This is a genomic window from Klebsiella sp. BIGb0149, assembly GCF_004362605.1.
In the GTDB taxonomy this organism is placed as follows: domain Bacteria; phylum Pseudomonadota; class Gammaproteobacteria; order Enterobacterales; family Enterobacteriaceae; genus Klebsiella; species Klebsiella terrigena.
The window spans coordinates 464,495-485,322 of sequence record NZ_SNYG01000001.1 but is presented as its reverse complement, the minus strand read 5'-3'; the positions used below and the strand labels follow the sequence as shown (position 1 = coordinate 485,322).

Here is a 20,828-nt window from a genome sequence, read left to right as displayed (position 1 = left end):
CGTATAACGGGACATGATCTTACAAGCAGGACGTGGAGACAACTATTAGTTACTGAAAATACGTATCTGAAGGAGATTATGGGGTCATTTGCTGCAAAAAAAAGCGGCGGAGGTTTCCCCCCGCCGCACAGGCATAAACTCTACTCAGGAGCCCTACTTGCCTTTAATCTCATACAGTGGCGTCTGGCCGGCGACAACTTTACCGCTCGCCTGAATCACCAGCGCGCTGTAATCGTCGCTGTTGCTGCAGACTACCGGGCTAATCATCGAGCGGGCGTTCGCGTTGAGGAAGTCCAGATCCATTTCCAGAATCGGCTGGCCTGCCTTCACTTCCGCGCCCTCTTCGACCAGGCGCTTGAAGCCCTGGCCGTTCAGCGCGACGGTATCAATGCCCATATGGACAACGATTTCCGCGCCGTTTTCCGTTTCCAGACAGAACGCGTGGTTGGTATTGAAGATCTTAACGATGGTGCCCGCAGCCGGGGAGACCACAATCTTATCCGTCGGTTTCACCGCCACGCCGTCACCGACGGCTTTGCTGGCGAACGCTTCGTCCGGAACCTGCTCCAGCGCCACGATATCACCGGTAATCGGCGACACCAGCGCGGCGATGGTTTTCGCGTTAGCCACGGCCTGCGGTTTTGCAGCCGCAGCGGCGACAGGCGCGCTGTCGGTTGTGGTGGCCGTGGCGGCTACCGGGCCGCGCGCAACCACTTTTTTCATCTCATCACCGACCGACTCTGCTTTCGCACCGACGATAACCTGGATGGTTTGTTTGTTCAGCTTAACCACGCCGGAAGCGCCAAGGCGTTTACAGGCCGCATCGTTAACGCGCGCGGAATCCGCAACGGTCAGACGCAGACGGGTAATACAGGCATCAATCGCTTTCAGGTTGTCAGTCCCGCCGACGGCCGCAATGTACTGCGTAGCCAGCTGGGTCAAACCCTCTTCGGTGTTGCTGTTGGCTTCCGAAGTTACCACGTCGTCAGTTTTATCTTCACGACCCGGCGTTTTCAGGTTGAACATGCGGATTACTGCGGTGAACAGCAGGAAGTAGATGAAGAAGAACACCACGCCCATGACAATCAGCATCCAGACGTTTTTGCTGGCTGCCGGCAGGCTGTACATCAGAACGTAGTCAATGGCCCCTGCGGAGAAGGAGAAGCCCGCATGGATACCCAGCGACGTGGCCACAAACAGGCTGATGCCGGTCAGGACGGCGTGCAGGAGGTACAGCAGCGGAGCCAGGAACATGAACAGGAATTCCAGCGGCTCGGTCACACCGGTCAGGAAGGCGGTGATAGCGACCGACAGCAGCATACCGCCAACCATCGGACGACGCTCTTTCGGCGCAGCGAAGTACATCGCCAGCGCCGCACCCGGCAGACCGAACATCATGATCGGGAAGAAGCCGGACATGAACATCCCCGCGGTGCCGTCACCGGCGTAGAAGCGGTTGATGTCGCCGTGGAACACCGCGCCTGCGGCGTTGGTGAACTCACCGATCTGGAACCAGGCAATGGTGTTCAGCACCTGATGCAGGCCGGTTGGGATCAGCAGACGGTTGATGAAACCGAAGATACCGGAACCCAGCGCGCCCTCGGCCACGATCCACTCGCCGCCGGCGTGAATAGCGTGCTGTACCGGAGGCCAGACGTAGCCGAAGATGGCCGCCAGCACCAGACAGAAGAAGCCGGTCGCGATAGGAACAAAACGTTTCCCGCCGAAGAAGCTCAGGAAGTCAGGCAGCTTGATGCCAGACCAGCGGTTATAAACGGCACCGGCAACCAGACCGGTAATGATCCCCGCCAGCACGCCCATGTTAATTTCTGGGTTGATGGTGACCATGGCTTTGGTTAATACGAAATAACCTACCGCACCGGCCAGCGCCGCCGCGCCGGCGCTGTCTTTAGACCAGCTGGACGCCACGCCGATCGCAAAAATCAGCGCCAGATTATCAAAGATTGCCCCGCCTGCCTGCGCGATGAACGCCACGTTAAGCAGATCGGGTTGACCGAATCGCAGCAGCAGCGCTGCGACGGGCAGCACGGCGATAGGGAGCTGTAACGCCCTACCTAGCCGCTGAAAAAAACCTAAAATATTCATCTTATTCCCCCTATGAGACCCCGATGAGGCTCACTCAAAGCCATTTTTTTATTGTGTAAAAAGGTCAGTTTTTTAACTTACCCGCAAAGTGTGTGAAAATTTAATTCGTATCGCAAATTAAACGCGTATTTTTTGTGACTATAATCACCAAATATCGTATTAACCCCTCCCCTGGACTGGCTAACAACGAAAACTTATTTTATCATTCAAAAAATCAACACGGATTGAGCCGGTCGGCGTAGTTACTGCAATACTCTTCATAGAGTACTGGCGCCAATCCGCCAGGTTATAATTTAACTATAGAGGTGAAGAATGAGACTGATTCCCCTGGTAACAGCTGAACAAGTAGGTAAATGGGCTGCTCGCCACATCGTTAACCGCATCAATGCGTTCAAACCGACTGCGGACCGTCCGTTTGTACTGGGTCTGCCTACCGGTGGTACACCTCTTACCGCCTACAAAGCTCTGGTTGAGATGCACAAAGCGGGCCAGGTTAGCTTCGAACACGTTGTCACTTTCAACATGGATGAGTACGTTGGCCTGCCGAAGGAGCATCCGGAGAGCTATCATAGCTTTATGCACCGCAACTTCTTTGATCACGTTGATATTCAGGCAGAAAACATTAACCTGCTCAACGGTAATGCGCCAGACATCGATGCAGAATGTCGCCGCTATGAAGAGAAAATCCGCTCCTACGGCAAAATTAACCTGTTTATGGGCGGCGTGGGTAACGACGGCCACATCGCGTTCAACGAGCCGGCCTCTTCTCTGGCTTCCCGTACCCGCATTAAAACCCTGACCCATGATACCCGCGTGGCAAACTCCCGCTTCTTCGACGGCGACGTTGACCTGGTACCGAAATATGCGCTGACCGTGGGCGTTGGCACCCTGCTGGATGCCGAAGAGGTGATGATTCTGGTGCTGGGCCATCAGAAAGCGCTGGCGCTGCAGGCGGCGGTAGAAGGCAACGTCAACCACATGTGGACCATTACCTGTCTGCAGCTGCACCCGAAAGCAGTGATCGTTTGCGACGAGCCGTCCACCATGGAACTGAAAGTGAAGACGCTGAAATACTTCAACGAATTAGAAGCCGAAAACGTCAAAGGGCTGTAATCTGGTCCCGTCCTGCGGCTACCCCCGCGGGACATTTCTTTTTTTCTGATGCACAAAATCATTCAGGCGGCAGTAAAACGGTCAGTTAACGGTCTGCTAAAGAGGCTGGCTTGAAGGATAGCGTGCGTAAACCGGGGGTCGTATGTATGCATTAACCCAAGGCCGGATCTATACCGGTCATGAAATTCTGGATGACCATGCGATAGTTATCGCTGATGGCCTTATCGAACGAATCTGTTCCCTGGCTGATTTACCGTCCGAGATTGAGCAACGCTCGGTCAATGGCGCCATTCTCGCCCCCGGTTTTATCGACGTCCAGCTGAACGGCTGCGGCGGCGTGCAGTTTAACGACAGCCCGGATGCGGTGACCGTCGAAACGCTGGAAATCATGCAGAAGGCCAACGAACGATCCGGCTGTACCAGCTATCTGCCAACGCTGATTACCTCCAGCGACGATCTGATGAAACAGGGCGTGCGCGTCATGCGTGAGTACCTGCAAAAATATCCTAACCAGGCGCTGGGCCTGCATCTTGAAGGCCCGTGGCTGAACATCGTCAAAAAAGGGACCCACAACCCGGACTACGTGCGTAAACCGGACGCCGCGCTGGTAGAGTTCCTGTGCGAAAATGCCGATGTCATCACCAAGGTGACCCTTGCGCCGGAGCGCGTCGGGCCAGAAGTGATTCGCCAACTGGTCAACGCCGGGATTGTCGTCTCCGCAGGGCACTCCAACGCCACCCTTAAGGAAGCCAAAATCGGTTTCCGCGCGGGCATCACCTTTGCGACCCATCTGTACAACGCCATGCCGTATATTACCGGACGCGAGCCGGGCCTGGCGGGCGCTATTTTTGACGAGCCGGACGTTTACTGCGGTATTATCGTCGACGGTATGCACGTTGATTATGCTAACGTACGCAATGCGAAGCGCCTGAAGGGCGACAAGCTGTGCCTCGTGACCGACGCCACCGCGCCGGCGGGTGCCAATATTGAGCAGTTCATTTTTGCTGGTAAAACAATATACTACCGTAACGGACTGTGCGTAGATGAAAACGGTACCCTCAGTGGTTCTTCGCTGACCATGATTGAAGGCGTGCGTAATCTCGTTGAACATTGCGGTATCGCGCTGGAAGAAGTGTTGCGAATGGCAACCCTCTACCCTGCGCGCGCCATTGGCGTGGAAAAGCAGCTCGGCAGCATTGCGCCGGGAATGGTCGCTAACCTGACCGCCTTTACCCGCGACTATAAAATCATCAAGACCATCGTTAATGGTAACGAGGTCGTCACTGAGTAAGTAAAAGTATGACAGCAGGCGGACATGCTCAAATTGGTAACGTTGATCTCGTAAAACAGCTGAACAGCGCGGCCGTATACCGCCTGATTGACCAGCATGGCCCCATCTCGCGCATTCAGATCGCGGAACAAAGCCAGCTTGCCCCTGCCAGCGTGACTAAAATCACGCGTCAACTGATTGAACGCGGGCTGATCAAAGAAGTCGATCAGCAGGCCTCCACCGGAGGCCGCCGCGCTATCTCCATTATTGCCGAGACCCGCAGCTTCCAGGCCATTGGCATACGCCTCGGCCGCCACGACGCCACCCTGACCCTGTACGATTTAAGCAGCAAGACGCTGGAAGAGGAGCACTTCCCGCTGCCGGAGCGCACCCAGGAAACCCTCGAGCACGCGCTGCTGAACATCATTGCCGCCTTTAGCGAACGCTGCCAGCGCAAGATCCGCGAACTCATCGCCATCTCGGTGATTTTACCCGGCCTTGTCGATCCGGAAAGCGGCGTTATCCGCTACATGCCGCACATTCAGGTAGAGAACTGGGGTCTGGTAGAGGCGCTGGAAAAACGCTTTAAAGTCACCTGTTTTGTCGGCCATGATATCCGCAGCCTGGCGCTGGCTGAGCACTACTTTGGGGCAAGTCAGGACTGCGAGGACTCTATTCTGGTGCGCGTCCACCGCGGCACCGGGGCGGGAATCATCTCCAACGGACGCATTTTTATCGGCCGCAACGGTAACGTGGGCGAGATCGGCCATATCCAGGTCGACCCGCTCGGCGAACGCTGCCACTGCGGCAACTTCGGCTGCCTGGAGACCGTTGCCGCCAATGCGGCCATCGAACAGCGGGTGCGCCACCTGCTGGAACAGGGCTATCAGAGTCGCCTTAGCGTCGATGAGTGCAATATAAAAGCCATCTGCAAAGCCGCCAATAAGGGCGATACCCTGGCCTGCGAGGTTATCGAACACGTCGGTCGCCACCTGGGGAAAACCATTGCCATCGCCATTAACCTGTTCAACCCGCAGAAAGTGGTGATCGCCGGTGAAATCATCGAAGCCGAAAAGGTTTTGCTCCCGGCCATCGAAGGCTGTATTAACGCTCAGGCGCTAAAAGCGTTTCGTAAAAATCTGCCGGTGGTGCGTTCCACGCTCGATCATCGTTCGGCGATCGGCGCCTTTGCGCTGGTGAAGCGCGCGATGCTCAACGGGATCCTGCTCCAGCGCCTGCTGGAAAGTTAGCGTATTCTGGTTCACGAATTTCTGCTTTTCTTCAACGATGTCGGACTGTCCATGACCATTCAAAACGTAATTTGTGATATTGACGGCGTGCTGATGCACGACAATGTGGCCGTACCGGGCGCTGCTGAATTTATCAAACGCATTCTCGAAAAAGATATGCCGCTGGTGATGTTGACCAACTATCCGTCCCAGACCGGCCAGGATCTGGCAAACCGCTTCTCCACGGCGGGCATTGACGTCCCGGATAGCGCCTTTTATACCTCAGCTATGGCGACCGCCGACTTTCTGCGCCGTCAGGAAGGCAAAAAAGCCTACGTTGTGGGTGAAGGCGCGCTGATCCACGAGCTTTATAAGGCTGGCTTCACCATCACCGACGTCAACCCGGATTTTGTCATCGTCGGCGAGACCCGCTCCTTCAACTGGGAGATGATGCACAAAGCGGCCTTCTTCGTGGCAAACGGCGCGCGCTTTATTGCCACCAATCCGGACACCCACGGCCGCGGCTTCTACCCGGCATGCGGCGCGCTGTGCGCGGGGATTGAGAAGATCTCCGGCCGCAAGCCGTTTTACGTCGGCAAGCCGAGCCCGTGGATTATCCGCTCCGCGCTGAACAAGATGCAGGCGCACTCCGAGCAAACCGTGATTGTCGGCGATAACCTGCGTACCGATATTCTGGCGGGCTTCCAGGCCGGGCTGGAAACGATCCTCGTGCTGTCCGGCGTCTCGACGCTCGACGATATCGACAGCCTGCCGTTCCGACCGTCGTGGATCTATCCGTCGGTGGCCGAAATCGATATTTTCTAAGCCAAACCACGTCCCAGGACGTGGTTTTTCATTTTTCACTCATAATGAAAAGCCTTCATCTAATAAAAGCGGCTTATTTTTGAATATCCGTCAATAAAGTCGCTCAAAACATATTCTTTTTTTAATATTCAACAATCGCCATTGCGTTTTTTCCTGTTGCCCCCGTAAAAGCCTTGCACCGCCCTCTCCTTTGCGGCATTTTCTTAAGCACGCACTAAGACCTCGCAACAAGACGACGTCTGCACAACATCAAATACGACAGGGTAACGGAGAAGGCTATGTGTTCAATTTTCGGCGTACTGGATATTAAAACTGACGCGGTAGAACTGCGTAAAAAGGCACTGGAGCTTTCCCGCCTGATGCGCCACCGCGGGCCGGACTGGTCCGGCGTCTACGCCAGCGATAAAGCCATTCTGGTACATGAACGTTTGTCTATCGTTGACGTTAACGCCGGCGCTCAGCCGCTGTATAACCAACAAAAAACTCACGCCCTGGCGGTAAACGGCGAAATTTATAACCACCAGGCGCTGCGCGCAGAATACGGCGACCGCTATACCTTCCAGACCGGTTCGGACTGCGAAGTCATCCTCGCGCTGTATCAGGAAAAAGGTCCGGCCTTCCTCGACGATCTGCAGGGAATGTTTGCCTTCGCGCTGTACGACAGCGAGAAGGATGCTTATCTGATCGGCCGCGACCATATCGGTATTATTCCGCTGTATATGGGTCACGACGAACACGGTAACTTCTACGTCGCATCAGAAATGAAGGCGCTGGTTCCGGTGTGCCGCACCATTAAAGAGTTCCCGGCCGGCAGCTACCTGTGGAGCAAAGATGGCGAAATCCGCGAATACTACCAGCGCGACTGGTTTGATTACGACGCGGTAAAAGACAACGTTACCGATAAAAACGAACTGCGTCAGGCTCTGGAAGAGTCGGTGAAAAGCCACCTGATGTCCGACGTTCCTTACGGCGTGCTGCTTTCCGGCGGTCTGGACTCTTCGGTCATTTCCGCAATCACCAAAAAGTTCGCCGCCCGTCGCGTTGAAGATCAGGAGCGTAGCGAAGCCTGGTGGCCGCAGCTGCACTCCTTTGCCGTCGGCCTGGTCGGATCGCCGGATCTGAAAGCCGCGCAGGAAGTGGCAAACCACCTGGGCACCGTGCACCACGAGATCCACTTCACCGTGCAGGAAGGCCTCGACGCCATTCGCGACGTGATTTATCACATCGAAACTTACGACGTGACCACCATCCGCGCGTCGACGCCGATGTACCTGATGTCACGTAAAATCAAAGCGATGGGCATCAAAATGGTGCTGTCAGGCGAAGGTTCTGATGAGGTCTTTGGCGGCTATCTCTATTTCCACAAAGCGCCAAACGCCAAAGAGCTGCATGAAGAAACCGTGCGCAAGCTGCAGGCGCTGCATATGTTTGACTGCGCCCGTGCGAACAAAGCGATGTCCGCGTGGGGCGTGGAAGCCCGCGTGCCGTTCCTCGACAAGCAGTTCCTCGACGTCGCCATGCGCATCAACCCGCAGGATAAAATGTGCGGCAACGGCAAAATGGAAAAGCATATCCTGCGCGAATGCTTTGAATCCTACCTGCCGGCAAGCGTGGCGTGGCGCCAGAAGGAGCAGTTCTCAGACGGCGTCGGCTACAGCTGGATTGATACGCTGAAAGAAGTGGCGGCCGGGCAGGTTTCCGACCAGCAGCTGGAAACCGCCGCCTTCCGCTTCCCGTACAACACGCCGTCGTCGAAAGAGGCGTATCTGTACCGTGAAATCTTCGAAGAGCTGTTCCCGCTGCCGAGCGCCGCGGAGTGCGTCCCCGGTGGCCCGTCGGTCGCCTGCTCTTCGGCTAAAGCGATCGAATGGGATGAAACGTTCAAAACCATGAACGATCCGTCAGGACGCGCGGTAGGCGTGCACCAGTCGGCCTATAAATAATCACGCCAGACGACAAACGGACCCCGCGGGGTCCGTTTTTTTATGCCTTTATTTACGGCTTAAAAGCGATAAATAACCAATAATTGCCGATTATTACACCACGCTGCTCGCAACCTAACCAAACAGTCACATTCCAGCGATTTTCCTTGAAAAAGAGGTTGACGCTCGCAGGCCCAATACGCATAATGCGCCCCGCAACGCCGATAAGGTAACGCGAAAAAAAAGATGGCTACGTAGCTCAGCTGGTTAGAGCACATCACTCATAATGATGGGGTCACAGGTTCGAATCCCGTCGTAGCCACCATCTTTTTTTTGCGGGAGTGGCGAAATTGGTAGACGCACCAGATTTAGGTTCTGGCGCCGCAAGGTGTGCGAGTTCAAGTCTCGCCTCCCGCACCATTCACCGAAAGCGTTGCACGGATGGGGTATCGCCAAGCGGTAAGGCACCGGTTTTTGATACCGGCATTCCCTGGTTCGAATCCAGGTACCCCAGCCATATTTCTTCGAGGTTAGCGGTTCACCGCGACGGTTATTGGGGTATCGCCAAGCGGTAAGGCACCGGTTTTTGATACCGGCATTCCCTGGTTCGAATCCAGGTACCCCAGCCATAGAAGAATGTGATAAGATTTGGCTACGTAGCTCAGCTGGTTAGAGCACATCACTCATAATGATGGGGTCACAGGTTCGAATCCCGTCGTAGCCACCAGATAGGGAATTATTGATTCAGTTCGATAAATCCAAAAAAATTGTTGGGGTATCGCCAAGCGGTAAGGCTCTGGTTTCTGATACCAGCATTCCGAGGTTCGAATCCTCGTACCCCAGCCAATTTAAAAAAGTCGTTCACTTGTGAGCGCACCCGTTGGGGTATCGCCAAGCGGTAAGGCTCTGGTTTCTGATACCAGCATTCCGAGGTTCGAATCCTCGTACCCCAGCCACTTAGTAACAAAAAAGCTCGCTTCGGCGAGCTTTTTTGTTTTTGTCGTCCGCCGCGTTCAGCGCACGATGATAGCAACGCGGCTCCCCGGCTTTGCATCGCGCAGGCCGGGGAGCCTCTTCGCTACAGCCCCAGCGCGTACTTCAGCGCCTGACGCTTTAAAATACCCGCCCGCGCCGCCGCCATCAGGCCGATATTGCGCAGCGCGCGCACCGGCGCCAGATCGTTGCTGAAGCCAACGTAAAACAGATCCATCCCCGACTGCATAATGAAATTATCGGTTCTGCGCCGCGTCTGATAGCGTTTAAGCACCGGCAGGCTGTCCCACTCCTCACCGCGATCCCGCGCGCGCGTTAAGACATCCAGCATCGCATCGACGTCGCGATAGCCGAGATTCACTCCCTGCCCCGCCAGCGGATGAATGGTGTGCGCCGCGTCGCCCACCAGCGCCAGCCCCGGCTGCACGTACTGCAGCGCGTGGCGGCGGGTCAGCGGAAACGCGCCGGCGCTTAGCGGCGTGACCTCACCGCAGCGCGACGGAAAGTGGCGCCCGATCTCCTGCTGGAGCTGCGCCATGCTCATCCCCTGCAGCTGACGAATTCGCGCGGGGGTGTCGTACCAGACCAGCGAGGCCCAGCGATCGAACAGCGGCAGAAACGCGCGCGGCCCGGAGGGCGTAAACTGCTGCCAGGTGCTGTCGCCGGGATCGTCGGCGCACTGGACGCTAATCAACATGCAGGATTGCTGGTACTGCCATGCCTGTACGCCAATCCCGGCCAGCCGACGCACCTCGGAGTTTGCGCCGTCGGCGCCAATAACCAGCCGGGCCGCGCACTCGCTGCCGTCGCTCAGGCGCAACAGCGTATGCGCAGATTCACGCTGCAGCGCCTGCAGCGAAACGCCAACCCGCAGCGTAACCTGATCATGCGCCTCCAGCGCCTGCCACAGAGCCAGCTGCAGCACGTTATTCTCCACCATATAGCCCAGCTCAGAGAGCGCCAGCTCCGCGGCGTCGAAGGAGACGTGAGCCGCTTCCCACTCCCAGGTCTCCAGCCGACGATACGGATGCACGCGCATCGCGCGTATCGTCTCCCAGACGCCGAGGCTTTTTAATAGCCCGACGGAAGAAGAGCCGATCGCCGAAATGCGCACGTCCGGCGGCTGCGTCGGGTCAAAAGCCGCCGGCGCGGCCTTCTCGATGACCGTTACCGTAAAACCGTGCTGTGCCAGCCCTAGCGCCAGGGCGCCGCCGACCATTCCACCGCCAATAATGGCGACATCCGTTGCGTGAGTTGTCATGGCAATTATCCTTAAAACCTCAATCCATTCAGTTTACCGGATTTTCAGGCGCCTGCGGTGATTACGCTCGCGCTGGTCAGGGCCCCCCCAAAGCATTACAATGTGCCCCCTGCAATCCTGGCTATACTCGTCGTTTTTCAAATTGCAGGTGCCCTGGCTGCACCCGCTCGCCCCAGTCGCATAGCGACCTATGATGCTGGGACCTCCCGGGCCTGCCGCCTGCAATTCGAAATTCATAGAGCGTCTGTACCCGTCATTTTGGATATCTATAATTGAGCATGAGCATGTCGATGACAAAAAAACTCCATATTAAAACCTGGGGCTGTCAGATGAACGAATACGATTCATCAAAGATGGCCGATCTGCTGGATGCCACGCACGGGTATCAGCTCACTGAAATCGCGGAAGAAGCGGACGTTCTGCTGCTCAATACCTGCTCAATTCGCGAGAAGGCCCAGGAAAAAGTCTTCCACCAGCTGGGCCGCTGGAAATTACTGAAAGAAAAAAATCCCAACCTGATTATCGGCGTCGGCGGCTGCGTCGCCTCGCAGGAGGGCAAGCTCATCCGTCAGCGCGCCCACTATGTCGATATTATTTTTGGTCCGCAGACGCTCCATCGTCTGCCGGAAATGATTAACTCGGTGCGCGGCAACCGCCGGCCGGTGGTTGACGTCAGCTTCCCGGAGATCGAAAAGTTTGACCGCCTGCCGGAACCCCGCGCCGACGGGCCAACCGCGTTCGTCTCGATTATGGAAGGCTGCAACAAATACTGTACCTACTGCGTGGTGCCCTATACCCGCGGTGAAGAGGTCAGCCGTCCTTCGGACGATATCCTGTTCGAGATTGCCCAGCTGGCGGCTCAGGGCGTCCGCGAGGTCAACCTGCTGGGGCAGAACGTTAACGCCTGGCGCGGCGAAAACTACGACGGCACCACCGGCAGCTTTGCCGATCTGCTGCGTCTGGTGGCGGCGATCGACGGGATCGATCGCATTCGCTTCACCACCAGCCACCCGATTGAATTTACCGATGACATTATCGAGGTCTATCGCGACACTCCGGAGCTGGTAAGCTTCCTGCATCTGCCGGTACAGAGCGGCTCTGACCGCGTGCTGAACCTGATGGGGCGCACCCACACGGCGCTGGAATATAAAGGCATCGTGCGCAAGCTGTACGAAGCGCGGCCGAATATCCAGATAAGCTCCGACTTTATCGTCGGCTTCCCCGGTGAAACCAACGACGATTTCGAGAAGACCATGAAGCTGATTGCTGACGTGAATCTCGACGTCAGCTACAGCTTTGTCTTCTCCGCGCGCCCGGGCACGCCGGCGGCGGATATGGTCGACGATGTCCCGGAAAAAGATAAAAAACAGCGCCTCTATATTCTGCAGGAGCGCATCAACCAGCAGGCGATGGCCTGGAGCCGCCGGATGCTCGGCACCACCCAGCGTATTCTGGTCGAAGGCACCTCCCGCAAGAGCATTATGGAGCTCACCGGGCGCACCGAAAATAACCGGGTCGTCAACTTCGAAGGGACGCCGGATATGGTCGGCAAGTTTGTCGACGTTGAGATCGTCGACGTCTATACCAACTCGCTGCGCGGAAAAATCGTGCGTACCGAAGAGGAGATGGGCCTGCGCATTGTGGAATCACCGCAATCCGTTATCGCGCGGACCCGCAAAGAAAACGATTCGGGCGCCACGCTTTATCAGCCTTAATCCGTTCAGGCCTGCCGGCTCCGGCAGGCCTTGTATTTCCTCTCCCGGACCCAATATTCATAGCAATGCTTGCGCCATATTCCCGTGACGTGAATAATTTCCTTACCCGCCGGGGTATCGCCTGCAAGATGGCGGCTATACCCGTTTATCGCCCGGCAAAACGCAGATAAGAGGAACAGCTTGAACACAGAAACTCGCGAAATCACCCTGGAACCAGCGGACAACGCACGCCTGCTTGGACTGTGCGGCCCGTTTGACGACAACATCAAACAGCTTGAGCGCCGGTTGGGCATCGAAATCAGCCGCCGCGACAACCACTTTAAGCTGACCGGACGCCCAATATGCGTCAACGCGGCGGCGGATATTCTGCGCAGCCTGTACGTCGATACCGCCCCCATGCGCGGGCAGATTAACGATATCGAGCCGGAGCAGATTCACCTTGCTATCAAAGAGGCCCGCGTGCTCGAGCAGAGCGCCGAGAGCGTCCCGGAGTACGGCAAGGCCATTAATATCAAGACCAAGCGCGGCGTGATTAAGCCCCGCACGCCAAACCAGGCGCAGTACGTCGCCAACATCCTCGACCACGATATCACCTTCGGGGTCGGTCCTGCCGGCACCGGGAAAACCTATCTGGCGGTTGCCGCCGCGGTCGATGCCCTGGAGCGTCAGGACGTGCGCCGTATTTTGCTGACCCGCCCCGCCGTTGAGGCCGGTGAGAAGCTGGGCTTCCTGCCGGGGGATCTGAGCCAGAAGGTCGATCCCTACCTGCGCCCGCTGTACGACGCGCTGTTCGAAATGATGGGCTTTGAGAAAGTTGAGAAGCTGATCGAGCGCAACGTGATTGAAGTCGCGCCGCTGGCCTATATGCGCGGCCGTACGCTGAACGACGCCTTTATCATTCTCGATGAGAGCCAGAACACCACCATCGAGCAGATGAAGATGTTCCTGACCCGTATCGGTTTTAACTCTAAAGCGGTGATTACCGGCGACGTCACCCAGATTGACCTGCCGCGCAGCACCAAATCCGGCCTCCGCCACGCCATCGAAGTTCTGGCGGAAGTCGATGAAATCAGCTTCAACTTCTTCAATAGCGAAGACGTCGTGCGCCACCCGGTGGTGGCCCGCATCGTTAACGCCTATGAGGCGTGGGAAGAAGCGGATCAAAAACGTAAAGCAGAACTGGCCGCCGAGCGCAAACGCGAAGCCCAGGAACAGGAGCAAAAATGAGTCAGGTTATTCTCGATTTACAGCTGGCTTGCGAAGAGAACGGCGGGCTGCCGGATGAAGCGCAGTTTCAGCGCTGGCTGGATGCCGTGATCCCGCAGTTCCAGGAAGAGTCGGAGGTGACCGTTCGCCTGGTAGACGAAGCCGAGAGCCACGAGCTAAATCTGACCTATCGCGGCAAGGATAAGCCGACTAACGTGCTGTCATTCCCCTTCGAAGCGCCACCGGGCATCGAACTGCCGCTGCTCGGCGATTTGATCATCTGCCGCCAGGTGGTTGAGCAGGAAGCGAAAGAGCAGGAAAAACCGCTGGAAGCGCACTGGGCGCATATGGTGATTCACGGCAGTCTGCACCTGCTGGGCTATGACCATATCGTTGATGAAGAAGCGGAAGAGATGGAAAGCCTCGAAACAGAGATAATGCTTGCTCTGGGCTATGAGGATCCGTACATTGCCGAGAAGGAATAACCTGCCGCCGGCTTTGCCGGCGACTGGCCGCTATGCCGGGCGCTGAGTATACGCGCGACGGGCGACGATTTAACTAACATGAGAACCCACACGACGCCATGAGCGACGACAACTCACACAGTAGTGACACAGTAAACAGCAAAAAGGGATTCTTCTCCCTGTTACTCAGCCAGCTCTTTCACGGAGAACCCAAAAACCGTGATGAACTGCTGGCGCTGATCCGTGATTCCGGGCAAAACGACCTTATCGACGAAGATACGCGCGATATGCTCGAAGGGGTAATGGATATCGCCGACCAGCGCGTCCGCGATATTATGATCCCCCGCTCGCAGATGATTACCCTGAAACGCAACCAGACCCTGGACGAGTGCCTCGATGTCATCATCGAATCCGCCCACTCGCGTTTCCCGGTGATCAGCGAAGACAAAGATCACATCGAAGGGATTCTGATGGCCAAAGATCTGCTGCCGTTTATGCGCAGCAATTCCGAAGCCTTCAGCATGGAACAAGTGTTACGCCCGGCGGTTGTCGTGCCTGAAAGCAAGCGGGTTGACCGCATGCTGAAAGAGTTCCGCTCCCAGCGTTATCATATGGCTATCGTTATCGATGAGTTTGGCGGCGTCTCCGGTCTGGTGACCATTGAAGACATCCTTGAGCTTATCGTCGGTGAAATCGAAGACGAATACGATGAAGAAGAAGATATCGATTTTCGTCAGCTGAGCCGCCACACCTGGACGGTCCGCGCGCTGGCCTCGATTGAAGACTTCAACGAAGCCTACGGCACCCACTTCAGCGATGAAGAGGTTGATACCATTGGCGGGCTGGTGATGCAGGCCTTTGGCCATCTGCCGGCTCGCGGCGAGTCTATCGACATTGATGGTTACCAATTCAAGGTCGCAATGGCCGATAGCCGACGTATTATCCAGGTACATGTCAAACTTCCTGACGACGCGCCGCAGCCGAAGCTGGAAGACTAATCACACGGGACGATTAACCTAAATGGTATTTGCCTCTCTTCTCGAACGCCAGCGCGTACGTCTGCTGCTGGCGCTGTTATTCGGAGCCAGCGGAACGCTGGCTTTTTCTCCTTATGACATCTGGCCCGCGGCGATTATTTCGCTCATCGGCCTGCAGGGCTTAACCCTTAACCGTCGTCCTTTGCAGAGCGCCTGGATTGGTTTCTTCTGGGGCATGGGGCTGTTCGGCTCGGGGATCAACTGGGTCTACGTCAGCATCGCGCAGTTTGGCGGCATGCCTGGCCCGGTCAACGTGTTCCTCGTGGTGCTGCTGGCGGCGTATATGTCGCTGTACACCGGGCTGTTCGCCGGCCTGCTCTCCCGCCTGTGGCCTAAAACCAGCTGGCTGCGCGTCGCCATCGCCGCGCCGGTAGTCTGGCAAATCACCGAGTTCCTGCGCGGCTGGGTGCTGACCGGCTTCCCGTGGCTGCAGTTTGGCTACAGCCAGATTGACGGCCCGCTGAAGGGCTTAGCCCCGATCGTGGGCGTCGAGGCGATTAACTTCCTGCTGATGGTGGTCAGCGGCCTGCTGGCGCTGGCCGCCGTCGAGCGTCGCTGGAAACCGCTGATTATCGCCGCGGTGCTCTTCGCCCTGCCCTTCCCGCTGCGCTACATTCAGTGGTATCAGCTGCTGCCCGAGCGCGCGACCGAAGTGTCGCTGGTGCAGGGGGATATTCCGCAGGCCCTGAAGTGGGATGAAAAGCAGCTGTTCAACACGCTGAAGACCTATCTGGATCTGACCCAGCCGCATATGGGCTCATCCCAGCTGATTATCTGGCCCGAATCCGCCATTCCGGATCTGGAGATCAATCAGCAGAATTTCCTCACCATGATGGATGACCTGCTGCGGTCGAAAAACAGTTCGCTGGTCACCGGCATCGTCGATGCCCGACTGAACAAGCAGAACCGATACGACACCTACAACACCATCATTACGCTGGGCAAGGATAACCCTTACAGCTACAACTCCACGGATCGCTATAACAAGAACCATCTGGTTCCGTTTGGTGAATTTGTGCCGCTGGAATCGATTCTGCGCCCGCTGGCGCCGTTCTTCGATCTGCCGATGTCCTCCTTTAGCCGCGGCCCGTACGTTCAGCCGCAGCTGGTGGCGCATAACCTGAAGCTAACGGCCGCAATCTGCTACGAGATAATCCTCGGCGAGCAGGTGCGCGATAATTTCCGCCCGGATACCGACTTCCTGCTGACCATCTCCAACGACGCCTGGTTTGGCAAGTCGATAGGCCCGTGGCAGCACTTCCAGATGGCGCGCATGCGCGCGCTGGAGCTGGCGCGTCCGCTGCTGCGCAGCACCAATAACGGCATTACCGCCGTCATTGGCCCACGGGGTGAAATTCAGGACATGATCCCGCAGTTCACCCGCGCCGTGCTCACCGCTAAGGTCACTCCGACGACGGGCCTGACGCCGTACGCCCGCACCGGCAACTGGCCGCTGTGGGCGCTGACCGCGCTGTTTGGCTTTGGCGCCCTGCTGATGAGCCTGCGTCAGCGCCGCCGCTAATCCCTGCTTAGCGGATACTCTCCGCCTGCCCCGGTGATGCCCGTCACCGGGGAATTCTCCCCCTCCCGCCCAATCTGGCACGCTCATTGCTTAATATACTTACGTCGCGCCGCTATGGCTGCTGGTACAACCGGGTTGCACCACAGGCAGACCTGCCGCGCGCCATTTTGGTGCAATGAGCGATTTTTGCCTTTAAATGGTGCGGAGCACTTCGCAAAAATAAACAATATCACAGCAAAATCTTTACATTAAGCCAAACTAAATGCTAACAAACACATACAAACGCTGCACTTAAAGGCGGCAGCGATAATAAAGCTCACACACAATCACAATGGGCATCAATGGCGTCCCTGGCGCTGCGGATAAGGAGTTGGATATGCAATTACGTAAACTGGCCACAGCTATGCTGGTCATGGGTATGACCGCCGGCCTGGCGCACGCGGAAGATGCCGCACCGGCTACAGGCCAGAGCACTCTGGATAAAATTGCCAAAAACGGCGTGATCGTCGTTGGCCATCGCGAATCATCCGTACCGTTCTCCTACTACGATAACCAGCAGCAGGTCGTCGGCTACTCGCAGGATTACTCCAACGCCATCGTCGATGCTATCAAGAAGAAGCTGAACAAACCTGACCTGCAGGTAAAACTGATTCCGGTCACCTCGCAGAACCGTATTCCGCTGCTGCAAAACGGCACCTACGATTTCGAATGCGGCTCCACCACCAACAACCTGGAGCGGCAGAAACAGGCGGCTTTCTCTGACACCATTTTTGTCGTCGGCACCCGCCTGCTGGCGAAAAAGGGCGGCGCGATCAAAGACTTTGCTGACCTGAAAGATAAAGCCGTGGTGGTGACTTCCGGGACCACCTCAGAAATTCTGCTGCACAAGCTGAACGATGAGAAAAAAATGAATATGCGCATCATCAGCGCCAAGGATCACGGCGACTCCTTCCGTACCCTGGAAAGCGGCCGCGCGGTGGCCTTTATGATGGATGACGCGCTGCTGGCCGGCGAACGTGCCAAGGCCAAGAAGCCGGACAACTGGGAAATCATCGGCACGCCGCAGTCCAAAGAGGCCTACGGCTGTATGCTGCGTAAAGATGACCCGCAGTTCAAAACCCTGGTAGACGACACCGTTGCCAAGGCGCAGACCTCTGGCGAAGCGGCAAAATGGTTCGACAAGTGGTTCAAAAACCCAATCCCGCCGAAGAACCTGAATATGAACTTCGAACTCTCTGAAGATATGAAGGCGCTGTTCAAATCACCAAATGACAAGGCTCTTAACTAATTAAAACAACAAGGGGCGGGAAATCCTGCCCTCCCGATTGTTGTCACAGCACGGACAGACTATACGGCGGCTGGTCGTTCCCCAGCCGCCGCGAATACCGAAGTACGCTGGGCAAGGATCTTCGAGGGTAGCGCTGCTACCCTTTTTTTTCCAGGAGTCATTTATGTCAATAGACTGGAACTGGGGGATATTCCTGCAACAGGCCCCGTTCGGCAACACCACCTATCTGGGCTGGCTATGGAGCGGCTTTCAGGTCACCGTCGCCCTGTCGGTTACCGCCTGGATCATCGCTTTTTTCGTCGGCTCGCTATTCGGTATTTTACGTACCGCGCCTAATCGACTGTTATCCAGCATCGGCACCTGCTACGTCGAACTGTTCCGTAACGTTCCGCTGATCGTGCAGTTCTTTACCTGGTACCTGGTGGTGCCGGAGCTGCTGCCGGAAAATATCGGCATGTGGTTTAAATCCGAGCTGGACCCAAATATTCAGTTCTTTATCTCCTCCATGCTCTGCCTCGGGCTGTTTACCGCCGCACGCGTGTGTGAGCAGGTGCGGGCGGCAATCCAGTCGCTGCCGCGCGGGCAGAAAAACGCCGGGCTGGCAATGGGCCTCACCCTTCCGCAAACCTACCGCTACGTGCTGCTGCCCAACGCCTATCGGGTTATCGTCCCGCCGATGACGTCGGAAATGATGAACCTGGTAAAAAACTCGGCCATCGCCTCCACCATCGGGCTGGCGGACATGGCGGCGCAGGCGGGCAAGCTGCTGGACTACTCCGCCCACGCCTGGGAGTCGTTTACCGCCATTACCCTCGCCTATGTGTTCATTAACGCGGTGATTATGCTGATTATGTATGTGGTTGAGCGCAAAGTTCGCCTGCCGGGCAATTTGGGGGGCAAATAGCTATGTATGATTTTGACTGGAGTTCTATCGTTCCATCCATGCCGTATCTGCTGGCGGGACTGGTTATCACCCTGAAAATCACCGTTATCGCCATCGTTATCGGTATCGTCTGGGGCACCCTGCTGGCGGTCATGCGTCTGTCGAGCTTTTTACCGCTGGCGTGGTTTGCCAAAACCTACGTCAACGTCTTCCGCTCCATTCCGCTGGTGATGGTGCTGCTGTGGTTTTATCTGATTGTTCCCGGCTTTTTACAGAACGTGCTTGGCCTGTCGCCGAAGACCGATATCCGGCTTATCTCAGCCATGATTGCGTTCTCCATGTTTGAAGCAGCGTACTATTCGGAAATTATCCGCGCCGGCATCCAGAGTATCTCCCGCGGCCAGTCCAGCGCCGCGCTGGCGCTGGGGATGACCCACTGGCAGTCGATGAAGCTGATTATCCTGCCGCAGGCCTTTCGCGCGATGGTGCCGCTGCTGTTAACCCAGGGGATCGTCCTGTTCCAGGATACCTCGCTGGTCTATGTTCTGAGCCTGGCAGATTTCTTCCGCACCGCGTCCACTATCGGCGAGCGTGACGGAACCCAGGTCGAAATGATCCTGTTCGCAGGTGCCGTTTATTTTGCAATTAGTCTCAGCGCATCGCTGTTGGTCAGCTGGTTGAAGAAAAGGACTGTGTAATGATTACCCTGAAAAACGTTTCAAAATGGTATGGTCACTTTCAGGTGCTGACCGACTGCTCCACGGAAGTGAAAAAAGGTGAAGTGGTGGTGGTTTGCGGGCCGTCCGGCTCGGGAAAATCAACGCTGATTAAAACCGTTAACGGCCTGGAGCCGATTCAACAGGGCGAGATAACCGTTGACGGCACTCAGGTGAACGATAAAAAGACCAACCTCGCGAAGCTGCGCTCCCGCGTCGGGATGGTATTCCAGCACTTTGAGCTGTTTCCGCATCTGTCGATTATCGACAACCTGACGCTGGCGCAGGTAAAAGTGCTCAACCGCGATAAGGCCGCTTCCCGCGCCAAAGGCCTGAAGCTGCTGGAGCGCGTGGGGCTTTCCGCCCATGCGGAAAAATATCCGGCGCAGCTTTCAGGCGGCCAGCAGCAGCGCGTCGCCATCGCCCGCGCGCTGTGCATGGACCCGATTGCCATGCTGTTTGACGAACCAACGTCGGCGCTGGATCCGGAGATGATCAACGAAGTGCTCGACGTCATGGTCGAACTGGCAAACGAAGGCATGACCATGATGGTCGTCACCCACGAAATGGGCTTCGCGCGCAAGGTGGCCAACCGGGTGATCTTTATGGATGAAGGGAAGATCGTCGAAGATGCTGACAAGGAAGCATTTTTTGCCAACCCGCAGTCCGATCGCGCCAAAGACTTCCTCGCCAAAATCCTTCACTAACGGTCAGGCGCGCACGGGCTCTCGTGCGCGCTGTTTACGGCTATACTCAACGCGGAATATCAAGGCTCAAACGGCCGGCGCTGGAACTGATCGTGGCCGCACTTCGGGCAGCGCGGCAGCACGTCCGGGGTGTAAACCGCCAGATGGTGGTGGCACTTCTCGCACACCAGATTGCCCAGCCCGACCACCTCGCCGCTCTGGTACACGCCGTGGTGATTCAGGTCCTGAAACACCTCGCGCCACTCAAGCTGGGTTTTATCGGTAATATCGGCCAGCTCCTGCCACAGGCTCTCCTTTATAACCCGCATAAATACGCTGTCCGTTAGCTCATCATGGCTCTCTTCATAACTGCGGGCGAACTCTTCCAGATCGCGCCTTACCGCCTTAGTCAGCGTCTCAACTTCGCGATGCGTTAACTCACCGGACTGGCTGATTCTCACCCGCGCCTGCTCCACCAGCGCGTCTATATCACGCTCTCCACTGCGTAACCGTTCGCTGAGCGTTGACACCAGCTCGCGGTAGAATTGAGCAACCTTGTTCATCATTTCGCCTCCTGTGTGGTTAACTTATT

Annotated in this window: 17 protein-coding genes and 7 tRNA genes; 21 read left to right on the top strand and 3 right to left on the bottom strand. The window is 56.5% G+C overall.

Translation table 11 applies throughout. The annotated features are described in order from the left end of the window. Positions 1-153: 153 nt before the first annotated feature. Positions 154-2,106, bottom strand: coding sequence for a PTS N-acetyl glucosamine transporter subunit IIABC (gene nagE / locus EDF75_RS02310; RefSeq protein ID WP_133596834.1), 1,953 nt, complete (start codon positions 2,104-2,106; stop codon positions 154-156). A gap of 312 nt (positions 2,107-2,418) precedes the next feature. On the opposite strand from nagE, the gene nagB reads away from it, so the two are divergent. From nagB to EDF75_RS02250, 12 genes are all read left to right on the top strand, one after another. Then, complete coding sequence (gene nagB / locus EDF75_RS02305) at positions 2,419-3,219, top strand: glucosamine-6-phosphate deaminase (RefSeq protein WP_045854476.1); 801 nt, start codon at positions 2,419-2,421, stop codon at positions 3,217-3,219. A 142-nt stretch (positions 3,220-3,361) separates the two neighbouring features. Continuing rightward, positions 3,362-4,510, top strand: a complete 1,149-nt coding sequence (gene nagA / locus EDF75_RS02300; protein ID WP_133596832.1) for an N-acetylglucosamine-6-phosphate deacetylase — start codon at positions 3,362-3,364, stop codon at positions 4,508-4,510. Between the two features lie 8 nt (positions 4,511-4,518). Beyond that, positions 4,519-5,739 (top strand): DNA-binding transcriptional regulator NagC, encoded by a 1,221-nt coding sequence (gene nagC, locus EDF75_RS02295; RefSeq protein ID WP_123707013.1) that lies wholly within the window; start codon positions 4,519-4,521, stop codon positions 5,737-5,739. Positions 5,740-5,790: 51 nt separating this feature from the next. After that, a complete protein-coding gene (locus EDF75_RS02290) occupies positions 5,791-6,543 on the top strand; it encodes an HAD-IIA family hydrolase (protein ID WP_133596830.1) in 753 nt (250 codons plus the stop codon). Positions 6,544-6,821: 278 nt separating this feature from the next. Next, positions 6,822-8,486 carry an asparagine synthase B gene (gene asnB, locus EDF75_RS02285; RefSeq protein WP_133596828.1) on the top strand — a complete coding sequence of 555 codons (1,665 nt, stop codon included), beginning with the start codon at positions 6,822-6,824 and terminating at the stop codon, positions 8,484-8,486. A 227-nt stretch (positions 8,487-8,713) separates the two neighbouring features. Next, positions 8,714-8,790: transfer RNA gene (locus EDF75_RS02280), tRNA-Met, on the top strand. 10 nt (positions 8,791-8,800) lie between these two features. Further along, positions 8,801-8,885, top strand: a tRNA-Leu gene (locus EDF75_RS02275). Between the two features lie 22 nt (positions 8,886-8,907). Continuing rightward, positions 8,908-8,982 (top strand) — tRNA-Gln (locus EDF75_RS02270). Positions 8,983-9,019: 37 nt separating this feature from the next. Further along, positions 9,020-9,094 (top strand) — tRNA-Gln (locus tag EDF75_RS02265). A gap of 21 nt (positions 9,095-9,115) precedes the next feature. After that, positions 9,116-9,192: transfer RNA gene (locus EDF75_RS02260), tRNA-Met, on the top strand. 44 nt (positions 9,193-9,236) lie between these two features. Then, a tRNA-Gln gene (locus tag EDF75_RS02255) sits at positions 9,237-9,311 on the top strand. A 35-nt stretch (positions 9,312-9,346) separates the two neighbouring features. After that, positions 9,347-9,421: transfer RNA gene (locus EDF75_RS02250), tRNA-Gln, on the top strand. Between the two features lie 122 nt (positions 9,422-9,543). Here EDF75_RS02250 and ubiF read toward each other — a convergent pair. Continuing rightward, a complete protein-coding gene (gene ubiF, locus EDF75_RS02245; RefSeq protein WP_133596826.1) occupies positions 9,544-10,719 on the bottom strand; it encodes a 3-demethoxyubiquinol 3-hydroxylase in 1,176 nt (391 codons plus the stop codon). Positions 10,720-11,009: 290 nt separating this feature from the next. On the opposite strand from ubiF, the gene miaB reads away from it, so the two are divergent. The 9 genes from miaB to EDF75_RS02195 all read left to right on the top strand — a co-directional run bounded on the left by miaB (position 11,010) and on the right by EDF75_RS02195 (position 20,257). Then, positions 11,010-12,434, top strand: coding sequence for a tRNA (N6-isopentenyl adenosine(37)-C2)-methylthiotransferase MiaB (gene miaB / locus EDF75_RS02240; RefSeq protein WP_133596824.1), 1,425 nt, complete (start codon positions 11,010-11,012; stop codon positions 12,432-12,434). Positions 12,435-12,614: 180 nt separating this feature from the next. Continuing rightward, positions 12,615-13,661, top strand: a complete 1,047-nt coding sequence (locus tag EDF75_RS02230) for a PhoH family protein (RefSeq protein ID WP_095095051.1) — start codon at positions 12,615-12,617, stop codon at positions 13,659-13,661. Continuing rightward, positions 13,658-14,125, top strand: a complete 468-nt coding sequence (gene ybeY, locus EDF75_RS02225) for an rRNA maturation RNase YbeY (protein WP_041144593.1) — start codon at positions 13,658-13,660, stop codon at positions 14,123-14,125. Before EDF75_RS02230 ends, ybeY begins: the two co-directional genes overlap by 4 nt. A 98-nt stretch (positions 14,126-14,223) precedes the next feature. Beyond that, positions 14,224-15,102, top strand: coding sequence for a CNNM family magnesium/cobalt transport protein CorC (gene corC / locus EDF75_RS02220; protein WP_041144592.1), 879 nt, complete (start codon positions 14,224-14,226; stop codon positions 15,100-15,102). 22 nt (positions 15,103-15,124) lie between these two features. Further along, complete coding sequence (gene lnt, locus EDF75_RS02215; protein ID WP_133596820.1) at positions 15,125-16,663, top strand: apolipoprotein N-acyltransferase; 1,539 nt, start codon at positions 15,125-15,127, stop codon at positions 16,661-16,663. 376 nt (positions 16,664-17,039) lie between these two features. Further along, positions 17,040-17,951 carry an amino acid ABC transporter substrate-binding protein gene (locus EDF75_RS02210; RefSeq protein ID WP_041144590.1) on the top strand — a complete coding sequence of 304 codons (912 nt, stop codon included), beginning with the start codon at positions 17,040-17,042 and terminating at the stop codon, positions 17,949-17,951. Positions 17,952-18,114: 163 nt separating this feature from the next. Beyond that, positions 18,115-18,855, top strand: coding sequence for an amino acid ABC transporter permease (locus tag EDF75_RS02205; protein WP_133596818.1), 741 nt, complete (start codon positions 18,115-18,117; stop codon positions 18,853-18,855). A gap of 2 nt (positions 18,856-18,857) precedes the next feature. Continuing rightward, a complete protein-coding gene (gene gltK / locus EDF75_RS02200; RefSeq protein ID WP_041144588.1) occupies positions 18,858-19,532 on the top strand; it encodes a glutamate/aspartate ABC transporter permease GltK in 675 nt (224 codons plus the stop codon). Further along, complete coding sequence (locus EDF75_RS02195) at positions 19,532-20,257, top strand: amino acid ABC transporter ATP-binding protein (protein ID WP_133596816.1); 726 nt, start codon at positions 19,532-19,534, stop codon at positions 20,255-20,257. Before gltK ends, EDF75_RS02195 begins: the two co-directional genes overlap by 1 nt. Positions 20,258-20,316: 59 nt before the next feature. Here EDF75_RS02195 and EDF75_RS02190 read toward each other — a convergent pair whose 3' ends face one another. After that, complete coding sequence (locus tag EDF75_RS02190; protein WP_041147547.1) at positions 20,317-20,799, bottom strand: zinc ribbon-containing protein; 483 nt, start codon at positions 20,797-20,799, stop codon at positions 20,317-20,319. Positions 20,800-20,828 lie beyond the last annotated feature (29 nt).

Excerpts from the sequence above, each read along its gene's own strand:
- nagC (WP_123707013.1), top strand. The coding sequence starts at position 4,519 with ATGACAGCAGGCGGACATGCTCAAATTGGTAACGTTGATCTCGTAAAA.
- nagB (WP_045854476.1), top strand. The coding sequence starts at position 2,419 with ATGAGACTGATTCCCCTGGTAACAGCTGAACAAGTAGGTAAATGGGCT.
- corC (WP_041144592.1), top strand. The coding sequence starts at position 14,224 with ATGAGCGACGACAACTCACACAGTAGTGACACAGTAAACAGCAAAAAG.
- EDF75_RS02195 (WP_133596816.1), top strand. The coding sequence starts at position 19,532 with ATGATTACCCTGAAAAACGTTTCAAAATGGTATGGTCACTTTCAGGTG.
- miaB (WP_133596824.1), top strand. The coding sequence starts at position 11,010 with ATGACAAAAAAACTCCATATTAAAACCTGGGGCTGTCAGATGAACGAA.
- lnt (WP_133596820.1), top strand. The coding sequence starts at position 15,125 with ATGGTATTTGCCTCTCTTCTCGAACGCCAGCGCGTACGTCTGCTGCTG.
- EDF75_RS02290 (WP_133596830.1), top strand. The coding sequence starts at position 5,791 with ATGACCATTCAAAACGTAATTTGTGATATTGACGGCGTGCTGATGCAC.
- EDF75_RS02210 (WP_041144590.1), top strand. The coding sequence starts at position 17,040 with ATGCAATTACGTAAACTGGCCACAGCTATGCTGGTCATGGGTATGACC.
- asnB (WP_133596828.1), top strand. The coding sequence starts at position 6,822 with ATGTGTTCAATTTTCGGCGTACTGGATATTAAAACTGACGCGGTAGAA.
- nagA (WP_133596832.1), top strand. The coding sequence starts at position 3,362 with ATGTATGCATTAACCCAAGGCCGGATCTATACCGGTCATGAAATTCTG.
- nagE (WP_133596834.1), bottom strand. The coding sequence starts at position 2,106 with ATGAATATTTTAGGTTTTTTTCAGCGGCTAGGTAGGGCGTTACAGCTC.
- EDF75_RS02190 (WP_041147547.1), bottom strand. The coding sequence starts at position 20,799 with ATGAACAAGGTTGCTCAATTCTACCGCGAGCTGGTGTCAACGCTCAGC.
- EDF75_RS02205 (WP_133596818.1), top strand. The coding sequence starts at position 18,115 with ATGTCAATAGACTGGAACTGGGGGATATTCCTGCAACAGGCCCCGTTC.
- ubiF (WP_133596826.1), bottom strand. The coding sequence starts at position 10,719 with ATGACAACTCACGCAACGGATGTCGCCATTATTGGCGGTGGAATGGTC.
- gltK (WP_041144588.1), top strand. The coding sequence starts at position 18,858 with ATGTATGATTTTGACTGGAGTTCTATCGTTCCATCCATGCCGTATCTG.
- ybeY (WP_041144593.1), top strand. The coding sequence starts at position 13,658 with ATGAGTCAGGTTATTCTCGATTTACAGCTGGCTTGCGAAGAGAACGGC.